At 61.3% G+C, this 11,807-nt stretch carries 13 protein-coding genes and 1 pseudogene; 7 read left to right on the plus strand and 7 right to left on the minus strand.

Annotated features, from left to right (window positions below):
- Positions 1–59: 59 nt before the first annotated feature.
- The 3 genes from ACXJ16_RS18130 to ACXJ16_RS18140 all read left to right on the plus strand — a co-directional run bounded on the left by ACXJ16_RS18130 (position 60) and on the right by ACXJ16_RS18140 (position 2,447).
- Positions 60–1,298: a mechanosensitive ion channel family protein gene (locus ACXJ16_RS18130; protein WP_463922949.1), complete on the plus strand. Its 1,239-nt coding sequence runs from the start codon at positions 60–62 to the stop codon at positions 1,296–1,298.
- Between the two features lie 3 nt (positions 1,299–1,301).
- Positions 1,302–2,141 (plus strand): hypothetical protein, encoded by an 840-nt coding sequence (locus tag ACXJ16_RS18135; RefSeq protein WP_463922950.1) that lies wholly within the window; start codon positions 1,302–1,304, stop codon positions 2,139–2,141.
- A 63-nt stretch (positions 2,142–2,204) separates the two neighbouring features.
- Complete coding sequence (locus tag ACXJ16_RS18140) at positions 2,205–2,447, plus strand: hypothetical protein (RefSeq protein WP_054436102.1); 243 nt, start codon at positions 2,205–2,207, stop codon at positions 2,445–2,447.
- A 13-nt stretch (positions 2,448–2,460) separates the two neighbouring features.
- Here ACXJ16_RS18140 and nhaA read toward each other — a convergent pair.
- The 6 genes and pseudogenes from nhaA to ACXJ16_RS18170 form a co-directional block, all read right to left on the minus strand.
- Positions 2,461–3,554 (minus strand): annotated as a pseudogene (gene nhaA / locus ACXJ16_RS18145) (Na+/H+ antiporter NhaA).
- Between the two features lie 790 nt (positions 3,555–4,344).
- Entirely contained in the window at positions 4,345–5,100 is a 756-nt protein-coding gene (locus ACXJ16_RS18150) for an HvfC/BufC family peptide modification chaperone (RefSeq protein ID WP_463922951.1), read from the minus strand.
- Entirely contained in the window at positions 5,097–5,927 is an 831-nt protein-coding gene (bufB, locus tag ACXJ16_RS18155) for an MNIO family bufferin maturase (protein ID WP_463922952.1), read from the minus strand. The genes ACXJ16_RS18150 and bufB overlap by 4 nt, the downstream gene beginning before the upstream one ends.
- A 59-nt stretch (positions 5,928–5,986) precedes the next feature.
- Positions 5,987–6,259: a BufA2 family periplasmic bufferin-type metallophore gene (gene bufA2, locus ACXJ16_RS18160; RefSeq protein ID WP_054436105.1), complete on the minus strand. Its 273-nt coding sequence runs from the start codon at positions 6,257–6,259 to the stop codon at positions 5,987–5,989.
- A 74-nt stretch (positions 6,260–6,333) separates the two neighbouring features.
- The gene (locus ACXJ16_RS18165) at positions 6,334–6,975 is read right to left on the minus strand and encodes a DUF1109 domain-containing protein (protein WP_054436106.1); all 642 of its coding nucleotides are present in this window, start codon (positions 6,973–6,975) and stop codon (positions 6,334–6,336) included.
- Positions 6,972–7,511 (minus strand): sigma-70 family RNA polymerase sigma factor, encoded by a 540-nt coding sequence (locus tag ACXJ16_RS18170; RefSeq protein WP_054436107.1) that lies wholly within the window; start codon positions 7,509–7,511, stop codon positions 6,972–6,974. The genes ACXJ16_RS18165 and ACXJ16_RS18170 overlap by 4 nt, the downstream gene beginning before the upstream one ends.
- Before the next feature lie 192 nt (positions 7,512–7,703).
- On the opposite strand from ACXJ16_RS18170, the gene ACXJ16_RS18175 reads away from it, so the two are divergent.
- The 4 genes from ACXJ16_RS18175 to ACXJ16_RS18190 all read left to right on the plus strand — a co-directional run bounded on the left by ACXJ16_RS18175 (position 7,704) and on the right by ACXJ16_RS18190 (position 10,971).
- Positions 7,704–7,976 (plus strand): BufA1 family periplasmic bufferin-type metallophore, encoded by a 273-nt coding sequence (locus tag ACXJ16_RS18175; protein WP_054436108.1) that lies wholly within the window; start codon positions 7,704–7,706, stop codon positions 7,974–7,976.
- A 70-nt stretch (positions 7,977–8,046) separates the two neighbouring features.
- Positions 8,047–8,520, plus strand: coding sequence for a DoxX family protein (locus ACXJ16_RS18180; RefSeq protein ID WP_054436110.1), 474 nt, complete (start codon positions 8,047–8,049; stop codon positions 8,518–8,520).
- Between the two features lie 947 nt (positions 8,521–9,467).
- A complete protein-coding gene (locus tag ACXJ16_RS18185) occupies positions 9,468–10,481 on the plus strand; it encodes a serine hydrolase domain-containing protein (protein WP_463922953.1) in 1,014 nt (337 codons plus the stop codon).
- 13 nt (positions 10,482–10,494) lie between these two features.
- The gene (locus tag ACXJ16_RS18190) at positions 10,495–10,971 is read left to right on the plus strand and encodes a nuclear transport factor 2 family protein (RefSeq protein ID WP_463922954.1); all 477 of its coding nucleotides are present in this window, start codon (positions 10,495–10,497) and stop codon (positions 10,969–10,971) included.
- Positions 10,972–11,444: 473 nt separating this feature from the next.
- Here the strand turns inward: ACXJ16_RS18190 and ACXJ16_RS18195 are convergent, their stop codons facing one another.
- The gene (locus ACXJ16_RS18195; protein WP_463922955.1) at positions 11,445–11,750 is read right to left on the minus strand and encodes a Rossmann-fold NAD(P)-binding domain-containing protein; all 306 of its coding nucleotides are present in this window, start codon (positions 11,748–11,750) and stop codon (positions 11,445–11,447) included.
- Positions 11,751–11,807 lie beyond the last annotated feature (57 nt).

Here is an 11,807-nt window from a genome sequence, read left to right on the forward strand (position 1 = left end):
GATCCCCATCAACTTTCCGTTTTCCAACCCTGGACCTGCCCTGGGCGAGCGAGCCCTGGATGCAGACGGGCATCGCCCTGCTGGCGCTACTGGCCGGTGCGGCCCTGGCGAACTGGGTCGCCAAGCGGATCGTGCTCAAGGGCGTGCTTCGCCTGCTCGGGCGTAGCCCGTTCGAAGCGGAAGCCCGCCATGTCGGCGCCATCGCCGCGCGCCTTTCGAACATCCTGCCGACCGTGATCGTGCAAGTGGGCATCGCCGCTGTGCCTGGCCTGCCGATGGAGTTCGTTTCGCTCGTCCACGGCCTTTGCGCAGTGATCATCATCCTGACGCTTGCCCTTGCCGTCACGGCGACGCTGACTCTCGGCAACGAGCTCTACCAGCGCCGCCCCGATGCCAGGAACCGGCCGATCAAAGGCTATGTCCAGGTGGCCAACCTGCTGGTCTATGCCGCAGCCGCGATCCTGATGCTGGCGGCGCTGATGAACCAGTCGCCGCTACTGCTCTTGTCGGGCCTCGGCGCCATGGCGGCGGTTCTCATGCTGGTTTTCAAGGACACGATCCTCTCGCTCGTCGCGTCCGTGCAGATCGGTTCCAACGACATGGTCCGCGTGGGCGACTGGATCGAGATGCCCAAGCTCGATGCCAACGGCGATGTGATCGACATCGCCCTGCACACCGTGAAAGTTCAGAATTTCGACAAGACGATCACCACGATCCCCACCTATCGCCTGATTACGGAGAGCTTCCGCAACTGGCGCGGCATGTCCGAGTCCGGCGGCCGCCGGATCATGCGAGCGTTGATGATCGACCAGAGTTCGATCGGCTTTCTCGGTGAGGCCGACCTTGCGAAATTCGCGCGGTTCGGTGTGCTGCGCGATTATCTCCGGCAGCGTCAGGACGAAGTGCAGGCGTGGAACCGGGAGCATGCTCCCAGCGAAGTGCTCGATGCACGGCGGTTGACCAACCTCGGCACTTTCCGCGCCTATGTACTGGCCTATCTGAAAGCGCGGCCGGATATCGCCGACGACAAGACCCTGCTGGTGCGTCAGCTGGCGCCCAGCGAGAATGGCCTTCCGCTCGAAATCTACGCTTTCGCAACAACTACGGTCTGGGCGCAATACGAAACGATCCAGGCCGACATCTTCGACCATCTGCTCGCAGTCATGCCGGAATTCGGGCTGAGGGTTTTCCAGCGGCCAACGGGGGCAGATTTTGCCTTTCTCTCGCGAGGTCCAGGGCGTAGCCCTGAAGGCAAGTTCCTCTCGCCCACCCCTGTATCCTTTCAGCGGAACCCCTGAACTATGCCCGCTCGCCTCCCAATCCTGCTGATCGGCCTGGCGGCCGCCACCTGCTCGCTCATATCCAGTGCCTCGAGTGCGCAGGTCCGTTCCCTTTCCGCGGACCAGGCAACCTACGTGGACACAGTAGAGCTCTCGAAAAAGGCCGACCTTGTCGTGCTTGCGCGGATAACGCAATTGAAGCCCGTAGCGGGCACTGCACCGGGCACAGGGCTGCCAAATCATCGTCGCTACTATGCCGAAGCCAGCACGCGGGCGCTGCTATACGGCAAGAACGGGATCGGTGGTTCGCTGCAGTATCTGGTCGATCTGCCCGAAGCTTCAGCGCAAAGCGCCACCGATTGGATGGGGAAGGATGTTTTCCTTTTCGCATCGCGCGTGCCTGGTCGACCCAAAGAGATCAAGCTGGTGGAACCCGCCGCGCAGCAGCTTTGGTCTCCAGAACGGGAGAGCCGCCTGCGCGGGGTACTTCGTGCGCTGGTCTCGCCGCGTGCGCCAGCCCCCGTAACCGGTGTAAGGGAACTGGGCTATGTTCCCGGAAATCTTGCGGGGCAGGGTCGCACGCAGATCTTCCTTGATACGAAAAAGGGTCCGGTGACCATCGCCGTGCGTCACATGCCCGGCCAGCCCGAAAACTGGGGTGTCTCGTTTTCGGAACTGACGGGAGGCGATCTGCATCCCCCCACCAAAGACACGCTCGAATGGTACAACCTTGCCTGTTTCCTTCCGGCGTCACCTCCGCAAAGTGCTTACGTCTCGGGCGCTTTCCCCTCCAAACAGCAAGCTTACGCAGACTATCGCATGGTTCTGGCGGCACTGGGGCCATGCGAGCGGAGCCAATAGATATCCACGCATCGCATCGCACGGGATTGATACCAGCGGACTTTAACGGAGATCAGCATAGCGTTGCATGCGTTCCTGATCCGATCGGACAGGCCGGGGCCACTGGCGATCGATGCAGCAAACCTCCTGCATGTAAGTCCAGATGCCGCGCTGCTGGCGCTGCTGATCGGCGCCTCGTCGGATTTCCTGACGCCGAACGGTCATCAGAACAATCTCCTGGTCACGGGGCCCGGAGGCTACCGGTTCAGCGACTACGCGCACATGGGTGCGCCGCTGGTTGCGCTCGTCGTGGGCTGCGCGCGCTAACCCTCTCGCTCCTTTACGCCTGATCCGGGATTTCCCGGTGCGCCAGGCGCAAAACGATGAAGCCGGCCAGCCCCGAGAGGAGGGAGCCTGCAAGTATACCGATTTTCGCTTCTGACTGGAGTATCGGAGCACCGGGGAACGCCAGCAGCGTGATGAACAGGCTCATGGTGAAACCGATGCCGCACAGCAGGGCGACCCCCGGCATCTGCATCCGGCTTGCGTGGGCAGGCGCATCGGCAAGACCAAACCAGACAGCAAGCGCGGTAAATCCGAAGACGCCAATCGGCTTGCCGAGAAGCAACCCCACTGCGACGCCAAGCGTCACCGGCTCGGCAAGCGCGCGAAGCGGCAGGGTGAGTACCGGGACACCTGCGTTTACGAGCGGCGAACAGCGGGACGATGATGAAGCCCACCGGCACGTGCAGCGCCTTTTCGAGCCGGTGCAGTGGACTGGCGGCGTCGCTGTCGTGCTTCCTCGGCGTGATATCAAGCGGAATGGTCAGGGCCAGCGCGACACCGGCCATGTTGCATGGATACCCGAGCGGAAAACAAAGAACCACAGCAATGCGCCGACGAGTGAGTAAGGCAGCAGCCTGAGCACTTTCAGGCGGTTGAGAGCGATCAGGATCGTCACGACCTCGCCCGCGCAAGCGAGCTCAACCATGGAGATTTGCGCTGTATAGAGGAGCGCGATGATGATGACAGCGCCGAGGTCGTCAATGATCGCCAAGGCTGCAAGGAATACCTTTAGCGATGCCGGAACACGGGTGCCGAGCAGCGAGATCCAAAAGCAATATCCGTCGCAGTAGGAATGGCCCATCCGCGCGCCGTTTCACCGCTATTGAGGCCAAAGAACAGCAATGCGGGGACAAGCATTCCGCCAAGCGCGGCGATGCCGGGCAAGAGACGCCGCGGCCACGAGGCGAGCTGCCCGTCGAGCATTTCGCGCTTGATTTCCAGTCCGACCAGCAGGAAAAACGCCGCCATGAGCGCATCGTTGATCCAATGCGCCAGCGAAAGTGGTCCGACATGAAAACGCAGGATTGTCTCATAGTCCGGGGCAAGAGGCGAATTGTCCAGGACGAGCGCAAGCGCTGCCATCGCCATTAGGATCAGGCCGGCATTGGCCTGACCGTCGAGAAAACGACGAAGCGCACTGGGGGATTTGAGGCGAGCGAGGGCCAGACGGACTCCGGGCGTGGTCTGAGATGCAACGGCGGCCCGACCGATGCTACAAAACCTGCCGCCATTAATGGCGAACACCCGGCTGTCGCTATTGAAGACCGGAAAAGCATGACGCAAGGGCCATGGTTTCTGAAACTGACAACGTTCGCTTGTCCTTGAAACTTCAAGCAGTGCCGAGATAGGGGTTCGCGGTTTTCCCGAAACCTTTCCACGGGATCCACCGATCTCTTCACGGCCCGTCTCGAAAATCCTGAATGGGCAAACAAATCTGGACGCACGAAGGCTAGAAAGATCAGCGACGGAAAGACCGGTAAGCGGCGCTGTAGACGGACATAGGAGTTCGATCAGGCCGCACCTCTCGGTCAACAGCACGCAAGCCGGCATCGACGTAGTTCTTTCTGGCCACGGGATCGTCCGGAGTTTTGCTTATCAGGTAATGGATCATCTGAAGAACGGCAGGTTGCAGGAGATATTACCCAAGATTCCGAACCCGATCCTGCCGCTCATGCCATGAAGGATCGTCTCGAAGTGCTCCGGCCAGCGCGACAGTTAGAGGCAGCCATGCTCCAAGAAGCCGAAGCCGACGATCAGCCGAAGTCGCACCGCGGTCCCGTCTCCCTGAAGGAACAGTGCGGCAGTCGTCAATCTGCTCAAATCCGCGATAATAGCTCCTTCCTTTAAAGGAAGGCCTACGCAATGCAACTTTGCCGAGTTACAGTTTGGCGTCAGCTATTTCGGCAACGATGCTGTCGGACAGCCATTGCCCGAGGTAGGCGCCTGCCATTGCAGGGCCTGCTTTCTCCCCAACATGCGCCACCAATTCGGCACAGAATGCGCCAAACGTGCCCCCCTTCGACAGGCCTGCCAACGCGTGCCCTTCGGCCGGTTCGAGTGTGCGGAAGGCCGGCGTGAACCCTTCACGCCAGACGAGGATCGTCGTCGGTTCAGGAAGCGGCTGCGCTGCCGGTGGCGCCGTGCCCTGCGAAAGGGCCGACCAAATCGCGGCGGCATTGCTGGTCGTGGTCAGCAGGGTCAGACTGGGGACGAAGTGCAGCCGGGCGTGATCCCACTCGATCGCGCCCAGACTGGCCGGATCGAGTGGAGCGGCATCCGGCGCGGTGAAGGCCTGTGCCAGCGCGTGTTCCAGAACAGCCAGATCCGCGACCTCCGGATCGCCCGGATAGAGCCGCCGGAGCGTGACTGCAAAGTCCGCACCGTAGGCATCCAGCGTCCAGCTGGTCGGCGCGGCGCGGTCGATATGCGTGGCTGCCGCAGCCTCGAAAGCGGCATCGCCCAGCCAGGCGTGGACGGTGCCATAGCTTTCTTGCAGGCAATCCATCAGCTGGGCACGGTAGTTATTGAGATAGATGCTTAAGCCGGCCTCGAACCGGGCTGCGCAGAGAGGAGCGGGCCGCGCTTCGTTGGTGAGCCACTCGCGGAATCCTGCCTGCAGGGCCTGAAGGCTCATGCTGTCCTCCTCGCCGGATCGCAGGCGATACGGCGTGCCGTGTCCAGTTCGGCCAGCAGGTCGGCAAGCGGGGGGATCGCGTCGTCACGTTCGATCATTGTCGCGACCTGGCCGATGTGGGCGATCGCTTCGGCATAGAGCGACCAGACCGACGGCGGCACCGGCTTGTCGTGGGTGTCGATCAGCAGCTCGCGGCCTTGGCTGTGGCCGGCCAGATGGATCTGACGCACCCTGTCTGCCGGAATGCCTGCAAGGTAAGCGACGGGATCGAACCCGTGGTTGCGGGCGCTGACATAGATGTTGTTCACGTCCAGCAACAGCTCGCAGCCGGTTCGCTGGCACAGTGCGGCGAGAAAGGCCCATTCGCTCATCTCACCCTCAAGTGCCAGATAGCTCGACGGGTTCTCGATCAGAATCGTGCGGCCCAGACAGTCCTGCGCCCGATCGATATTAGCGCAGACCACGTCCAGCGCCTCGGCCGAATAGGGCAGCGGCAGCAGGTCGTGCGAGTTGAAACCACAGATTCGCGACCAACTCAGGTGATCAGAGACGAACAGCGGATCAATCGCATCGACCAGCGAGCGCAGGCGCCCGAGGTAGTCCAGATCTAGACCATCTGCCGAGCCGATCGACATCGAGACGCCGTGCAGGGCCACCAGATGACGCTCCCGAACGCGGCGCAGCACATCGAGGGGGCGCCCGCCATCGACCATGAAATTCTCCGAGATCACCTCGACGAAATCGACCGGGACGGCTGCTTCGCCGTCCAGGAAATCGCTGTAGTGCGGCTTGCGCAGGCCAAGGCCGAACCGGTGGGTCGCGAACATCGTATTGCTCCTGAAAAAATAGCCCGGCCAACGACAGAAGCGACGGCCGGGCCGCTCGATCACTTCGGCGGGGTCAGGCTGCCGCCATCGGCTGCGCACTGCTTGGCGCTCTCGGACTTGAAACCCTGTCCTTTGCAGTCGTTCTGGCCTTTGCAGTCATGGCTGGCGGTCTTGCAGTCTGACTGGCCCTTGCAGGCGTTGACGCCGAAACATTCGACCTGCTTGGCGCTGCTCTTGGCAAAGGCAGGCGCGGTGGCTGCGGTGCCGGACAGGGCGATGAGGGCGGCCATGGCGGCGAAACCTGCGGTGGCAGTGCTTTTGGATGGGGTCATGATGCTCTCCTGTAGGTAGATTTGCCGGATTGGCCCTTCTCCTACGCAGGTGCGTCGGCCCCGGTTACACACACCTACCAACGAAGAAGACGCGGCCCGAGAAAGGCACCGGCAAGTGCGGCCAACAGGATGCCCAGGCTGTACCAGGTGAGCACGAAGATCGCCGATACTTCAGGGCAATGCAGGCAATAGATCGTCGCTGCCCATGCCCCTGCCGCAAGTCCCGCAGCAGCGCCCGCTTCGCGCAGGCGCGTGGGCGCGAGACGGCGGAAGGACCACAGCAGGCCGATGAAGATCGGCATTGCCAACGTCAGCACCAGCCACGGACAGACCTTCCAGCTCGCCCCCAGCCACATGCCGAGCCATTCGCGCGACGGGGTGGCGGCAAGCTCGGCGATGCCGATCCCGGCAAGCAGCAGGACCGGCACGATCAGCCACCACAATCCGCGCAAGCCGGAGGATGTCGGGCGCGACAGGCGAATGACGGCAACGATTGCGCCGATGCCCAGCGAAGCGGTGTAGGTCCACTTCATCCAGAACGAGAAGCCGTGCATTGCGGTGTGGAGATCGGGCCGGATGCCCAGAACCTTCGCTACCAGCAGCGCCGTGACGAGCCCACCACCCACGATGCCAAGCCCAATCCTGCGGCCCATCGCTCTTCGCGATACGCGCGGCGCGTCGCGGCTGAGGGAACGGATGAGGTCTTCGGTCTTCATGTCCGCTCTCCCCGGATACGGGCGGCGAGCGCCTTCAGTCCACGATGCACGGATACCTTAACGTCGGATTCCCCGATGCCGGCGCCGGCGGCGGCTTCGGATATGCTGAGGCCATCGACATGCGTATCATGGATCGCGCGCGCCTGCTTGGGGGACAGGGTGGAGAGCAGCGCGTCCACATCCATGCGTGCCGATGCCGCATCCTCGAACCCCTCGACGATCAGGATCGTCTCTACATCCTCGATCGACACCGACAGGCGCCGCCTGCGAAAATGGTCGATCAGCCGATAGCGGGCAATGGCGTAGAGCCAGGCGGTGAACGGCCGGTCGCGATCGTAAGTCGCGCGTTTGCCATGTACCGAGATCAACGTTTCCTGCACCAGATCCTCGACATCGTCCTGTGCGTCGCGCATCCGGCGACGGTAAAAGGCCCCCAACAGCGGCACGAGCGCGCGCAACAGCGCCTCGTGCGACGCGGCGTCGCCATCGAGACCTGCGGTCATCCAGTGTCTGAGTTGTGCTTCGCTCGCCTGCATTCGGCCTCCAGCACATGTCTACGCGGCATGGTGGCGCAAGGTTACACGCCGAGCGTATATCCATCAGAGAAACTTTCTGCCGAACTCTGTGTAACCGGCCTGCGACCCGCTGCGTAAGTCCCGGCATGGACCGCCGATCCATCGATGCGGCCCTGAAGAGTCTTTCAGACACCCCATTCGAGGAGATTTCCGATGAACCGCACTCATGCCGCTTTCGCTGCCACTCTTGCCCTTACCCTCACCGCTGCCAGCGCTCATGCCGCGGATGGCGCGAAGGCACCGATGGAAAAGTGCTACGGCGTCGCCAAGGCTGGAAAGAACGACTGCAAGGCTGGAGCCGGGACCAGCTGCGCGGGCACTTCGAAGGTCGATTACCAGGGCAACGCCTGGAAGCTGGTGAAAGCCGGAACCTGCGCCGCGATCAAGACGCCCAAGGGCATGGGATCACTGAGCCCCAAGGCCTGAATAGGCAAGCCTGAGAAGGACGGCGCCGCCTCGCTACGGACGGCGCTGCCCCTCGATTGAGAGGATCACTATGGCATCCCCCCTTCAGATTTACCGCCGCGCCCGAGACGGTGTACAGGACGCTCTGCCAGATGCAGCACTGCTGCTCGTTGCCCGATTCGGTATCGCTGCCGTATTCTTCCAGTCGGGTCGGACCAAGGTGGAGGGGGTGCTCTCTATTACCGACAGCACCTACGAGCTGTTCCGCAGCGAATACGCCTTGCCCTTCATCGATCCGGTGACGGCCGCCCGCCTCGCAACATATTCGGAGCATCTCTTTCCGTTGCTGCTGGTGCTGGGTCTATTCACCCGGCCTGCGGCCCTCGCGCTGTTAGGCATGACATGCGTGATCGAGATCTTCGTCTATCCCGCTGCCTGGCCGACGCACCTGAGTTGGGCAGGGCTCCTGCTTCCGCTCATCGCGCGCGGAGGCGGGGCATGGTCGCTCGACCGGCTCGCCACCGTTTCATATCTTTTTTACCGGAAAGAACCTCGTCATGCATGACATCGAGGCCAAGGGAGCCTTCATTCGATACAACCACATGCGACGTGGAACATGATGACCGTCAGATTCTCATAAATCAGCGTCGTCCCGCCCAGCCACCCGGCCTTCAAACCGGGACCAGATTGGCGTTATTAGCCACAGTGACGCGGGCACAATCGATGGTCATGTCGAGGCTGCAATGCGCAAGATGCTGCGATAACTCCAAACAGCCCACAAGCTCACCGTGACTGGCAAGATAACGCAGCAGGCACTGGATTTACCGAAAATTGCGCGCAGCTGACCTGCTCACCGGATACCGCCCTGCAGTTGTAAGACGGAACCTCAGCACTTATCAAACGACGTTTTGGCGCCATGCGTATGGGTTGGGTCGGCAGCCAACGCCGCCAAGACGTCAGCTATCGACCAAATTAGGTTGTTCAGAAGAGGGTGAAGATTGGTGAACGGAAGGCTGCTTTGAGGGTTGGCAAGTGATGCGCTGAACGGCAGGCCTGTCGGCGTTTTGGATCGGGAGTGCAGGGCAGGGGCTTGGCAGCTACGCGCCCCATCCAAGCCGTCCGACCGAGATTTTGCCGTGCTTGGAAGCGGTCATTCAAATTATGACTGGGTCTGGGACAAGCCCGCCATTCGCGAAGCATTCGACAAACGGCAGCTCCGGTCGGCAGCGGTCATTCCACTCGAACGCTGGTGTCGCGACTATGCATGCTGAACTGTCGACCTGGGCAACTCCCAAGCCGAAGATCGTGGACGGTTTTAGAGCAGTTGCGTCCCATAAACGATGTAAAATGGGAATCTCGCTTTCCTTCCCAACGCACGCAGGACGATACAGCCGAGCAATCCGTGTTGCTGCCGCACATCCACTTCGCTAACTGTTGCGCATGAGTAATACAGTTGGTGTGCTGAAACGGATAGCTCCGAGCGTCATTATTGCGGTTCTGGCTTGCGTATCGATGGCAGAAGCCAGAACCAATGCATTGTTGCCGGACATGACCACAACCCTCCGCGAACAGCGCGTGGAGAGCGCGTCGGTCGCGCTGATCCGGCACGGGCGGATCGTCTCGACGGGCGCATGGGGCATGGCTGGCCCAAGCCGAGCGGCGACCATCGCCACACCATACAACCTTGCATCGCTGACGAAGCCGCTGACGGCAGAAGTCATCTTGCGTTTGGTATCGGCCGGCAAGCTGTCGCTCGATGAGCCGATGGATCGCTACTGGAGCGACCCCGATCTGTCGTCCGATCTCCGGCGGACGAAGCTGACGGTCCGCATGTCGTTGAGCCATCGCAGCGGGTTGCCGAACTGGCGCGATGCGAAGGGGCTGGCGTTCGATTATGATCCCGGCACAACCACCGGCTATTCAGGCGAAGGGTATCAATATGCGGCGCGCTACGCAGAGCGTCGCACCGGGCAGTCGTTCGAGGCGCTTGCGGAGCGGTGGCTGTTCGCCCCCGCCCATATGCGTGCATCCGGCTATGTATCCGCTCAAGGAGCGACCCAGCCACTCGCAGTACCCTATGACGAAACGGGCAAGCTGCTGCACGTCGAGCCGGTAACGCGCTTCAATGCTGCCGATCTGGCCCATGCAACGGCGCGCGATTATGCGCGCTTCCTAATCGAGGTCCGCAATGATCGGGGCATTACCGCTTCCATCGCGGCGGAGCGCAACCGATCGCAGGCCGACCTGACGCCCGACATATGCGTCGGAGCGAAGGCAACCACCTGTCCGCCTTGGACTGGTTTCGGGCTAGGCTGGCAGCTTCTCGGCTTTCCTGGCGAGACGACCATGCTCCACACCGGCAAGGATGCCGGGGCTTTCACCTTCGCCGCGATCAATCGCGCGAGCGGTGACGGGATTGTCATCCTGACCAACAGTGACAACGGATGGCGGGTCATCCTGCCCATTCTCGAACGCACCGGCAGCGATCCGAGACTGATCGCCTTCCTCCGCGGCCAGATGAACTGACAGGAGCATGAGCATGATGACCGCCATCGCCGTTGCCACAGCGCTGCTCGCGGCGCCCGTGCCGCCTCCGGCCGATCAGTTAACGACGGAGATCGGCGCCCTCGATGCCAGGGTATTCGACGCCTACAACCGCTGCGACCTGCCGACCTTCTCCGGATACTTCGACCCCAAGGTCGCCTTCTATCACGACACCGGCGGTGCGACGTTCGAGCGTGACGCGATGGTAGATGGTGTGCGCAAATACATTTGCGGAAAGGTGAAGCGCGAGCTGATCCCAGCCACGTTTCGCGTCTATCCGATCAAGGATTATGGCGCGATTGAGGAAGGCGAACACCGCTTCTGTGAACTCGCTACAGGACGATGCGAGGGTATCGCCAAGTTCGTGATGGTCTGGGCGAAACAGGACGGCATCTGGCGGATCACCAGCGTCCTCAGCTACGGCCATCGCGCCGCGACGCCCGCCGAGCAGCAGGGCGCTGCTGAAAAATAGCTCACAGTCCGCCTCCCGATTGGGAACATCCAATGGGACAGCTTGAGCGCAGCACGCGCCATGTTAGCCCAATGGAAGTCGTTCACGTTCGCTCGCGCTTCGGTTAATGGAGTTCAGCTTTCAGGATGCCCGGATGTGGCATTGAGTGTCAGCTATGTCGGAGGTCAGTGCGTTGATGGAGCGGCCATAACTAAAATACTCAAAGCTGTTCTGGCCGACCCGATCTGCTCGGGCAGCCCTTTTCGATTTGGCGCTCTGGGAGAACGATTGGTCGCAAGCAATGACGAGTGATTAAAAATAAATTTTAGAATAAAATACATATTCCGCTAAAAATGTCCTACCCCCGCAACCAATGATGTACGACTTGAAGCCTCCAGCCCAATAGCCGGGGGCTTTTGCCGTTTTCGGGCCCCGTTTGCGAACGCGAAACAAGTTGGTCAATCTTGGTGCCATGAAGTGCCGCAGAAGTCTCCTCAATAGACACCGTCCGCGCCGACAACGATATCGTATCGCTCCTCAGTTCTATTGGAAAACTTGACCGATAAACCGGCATCGTCTTGACTCAACGCCTCCACTGTTACGCCCAGACGGATGTCCGCTCCGAGCGCTATGGCGCTGTCGCCTGGAACTTTCTGGAGTGCGCGGCGACCGATGCCCACGTTGGCTGGCTTGCCTTCCACCAATGCGGGCGTTGGGACGCGGGCGACTTTCGCACCATCTGGCAGAAAAATCTCGACGGCATCGAAACCGTGGGCGGCATCAAGAAACGTGTCGAGCACGCCTCTCTGCTGCCAACCACGAGAATGTTCAGATTCTGCATCAATAGCTCCTCGAAA

The sequence above is a fragment of the Novosphingobium sp. TK71 genome (assembly GCF_055361505.1).